Source organism: Phenylobacterium sp., from assembly GCF_036402295.1.
Taxonomy (GTDB): domain Bacteria; phylum Pseudomonadota; class Alphaproteobacteria; order Caulobacterales; family Caulobacteraceae; genus Phenylobacterium.
This window is the reverse complement of the sequence record NZ_DASWTE010000363.1, coordinates 1-2,286: the sequence shown is the minus strand read 5'-3', so window position 1 is coordinate 2,286 and position 2,286 is coordinate 1. Positions and strand designations below refer to the sequence as shown.

Here is a 2,286-nt window from a genome sequence, read left to right as displayed (position 1 = left end):
ACGCCTTACCCGATCAGCTTCTCCATCTCGCCCAGGGTGGTCTCGAACTTGCGGAGCATGGCGCGGAAGGGCTCGGGGGTGGTCATGTCGACGCCGGCGCGCTTCAGGACGTCGACGGGATAGTCCGAGCCGCCGGCCTTCAGGGCGCCGAGGTAGGCGTCCCGTTCCTTCGCGCCGCCGCCCAGGATGCGCTCGGCGAAGGCCGAGGCGGCGGTGACCGAGGTGGCGTACTGGTAGACGTAGAAATTGTAGTCGAAGAAGTGGCCCGGCAGCGCCCACTCCAGGCCGTAGACGTCTTCGATCCGCACGTTTGGGCCGTGGTAGCGCTTGAGCAGGTCGAGGTAGATGGCCGACGCGCGCTTGCCCGACAGCGCCTCCCCCTTCTCGGCCACCTCGTGCACGGCGAGCTCGAACTCGGCGAACATGGTCTGGCGGTAGAAGGTGGCCCGCATCATCTCGCAGACGCGGTCCAGGTAGAACAGCTTCTCGGGCTTGGTCTTGGCGGTCTTGACCATGTGGGCGACGAGCAGCTGCTCGTTCACGGTGGAGGCGACCTCGGCGGTGAAGGTCGGGTAGCCGGCCAGTTCGAACGGCTGGGCCTTCTGGGCCAGCAGGGTGTGCATGGCGTGGCCCCACTCGTGGGCGTAGGTCGACAGGCCCTCGTAGTTGTCGGTGTGGTTCAAGAGCATGTACGGGTGCACGTCGTAAGCCGCGCCGAAGACGTAGGCGCCGCCGCGCTTGCCGCGGCTGGGATAGACGTGGACCCAGGGCTTGGCGGTGGCGTCGGCGAAGGCCGCGCCGTACTCGGGGCCGAGCGGCTTCATGGCCTCGAGCGAGAGCTTGCGGCTCGCCGCGACGTCGAACTTGGCGTCCAGTTTGGTGACCGGCGGATAGAGGTCCCAGTAGCCCATGTCGGGCAGGCCCAGCAGCCGGCGGCGCAGGTCGAAGTAGCGGTGCAGGATCGGCAGGCCGCGGTTCGCCTCGGCGATGAGCGTGCGGTAGACCGCTTCGGGGATGTTGGGGCCGTCCACGGCGGCGGCGAGGCTCGAGGGATACTTCCGGGCGCGGGCGTTGAAGACGTCGCCATCGACCTTGGAGGCGAGCGCGGAGCCGAGGCTGGACTCGAAGCCCCTGAAGGCGGTGAAGAAGGTGTCGAACACCTTCTTGCGCTCGGTGCGGTCGGCCGTGGCGCGGGCGCGGGTGTAGCCCTGCTGGTCCAGGCGGACTTGCTCGCCGGCGACCTGGATGGTGGGCCAGGGGATGTCGGAGGCGACCAGCTGGGCGCGGATGGTGCGCGGGCCATTCAGCGGGTTGCCGGCGGCCGCCAGCAGCGCCTCGCCCAGTTCGTCCAGCGTGTGCGGGGCCTGGCGGAGCGTGTCCATCAGTCCGAAGCGGAACTTGGCCAGGCCTGGATCGGCGGCCAGGAAAGCCTCGATCTTCTCGCGGCCCACCTTCAGGACCTCGGGGTTCACCCAGGCGGTGGCCTCGCCGAACTTCGCGACGAGCGCCTGGGCGAGCTGGCGGCGCTCCTGGTCGGCGGCGACCTGCAGGTCTTCGTCGCCCTTCAGCGTGGCGTAGACGAAGAGCCGCGCGCCGCGCCGGTTGAGGTCGGAGATGGCCTGCAGGGCGGCCTTCAGCGTGGCGGCGCTCTCGCCGAGGCGGCCCTTGTGGGTCGCAAGGCTCGGCAGCGCCTGCTCCAGGTCGGCGCGCTCGGCGTCCCAGGCGGCGGGGGTCGGATAGAGGTGGGTCAGGTCCCAGACGGTCGGCAGGGCCGGCTCGGCGCCCTGCACGGCGCTCGGCGCGACGGCGGCGGCGGCCGCCAGCAGAAGGGCCGCGCGGCGGCTGAGATCAGTCATTCAAGTAACTCCCCAAGCACCGCGTTACGCTTAAGCGGCGCCGCGCGGCGCGCCAAATTACCGAATGGTCAGGGTGGCGAACGGCCGCCCGAGCGCGACGGACGGTTCATCTCCCCCGCGCGGCCCGGCGGGGCCTTCGGGCAAAAACAAAAGGCCCCGGCGTTTGCCGAGGCCTTTCGCGCACCCTAACGGGTCTCGTCGCTAGGCAGCGACCATCGCGTTGCGCCGTCGCCGCACCATCGCGCCCACCCCGCCGAAGCCCATGATCATCAAGGCCCAGACGCCGGGTTCCGGGATCTCGTTGCCGCCACCGCCGCCGGTGTCGAGGTTGAGCGAGCCGGTGTAGGTGGCGCCCGGCGTCGTGCCGAAGGCGATGACGGACCCCCGCAGCGTGAGCGTGTGCGCGCCGCTGGCGAGCGCCGTGGCGAGC

The 2,286-nt window shown here is 70.3% G+C and carries 2 protein-coding genes; both read right to left on the bottom strand.

The features are described from left to right. Window positions 1–5: 5 nt before the first annotated feature. Window positions 6–1,856 carry a M3 family oligoendopeptidase gene (locus tag VGD44_RS21435; protein WP_331090416.1) on the bottom strand — a complete coding sequence of 617 codons (1,851 nt, stop codon included), beginning with the start codon at window positions 1,854–1,856 and terminating at the stop codon, window positions 6–8. A 201-nt stretch (window positions 1,857–2,057) separates the two neighbouring features. Beyond that, the coding region (locus VGD44_RS21430) for a PEPxxWA-CTERM sorting domain-containing protein (RefSeq protein WP_331090415.1) at window positions 2,058–2,286 on the bottom strand (229 nt) is incomplete at its 5' end.

Excerpts from the sequence above, each read along its gene's own strand:
- VGD44_RS21435 (WP_331090416.1), bottom strand. The coding sequence starts at position 1,856 with ATGACTGATCTCAGCCGCCGCGCGGCCCTTCTGCTGGCGGCCGCCGCC.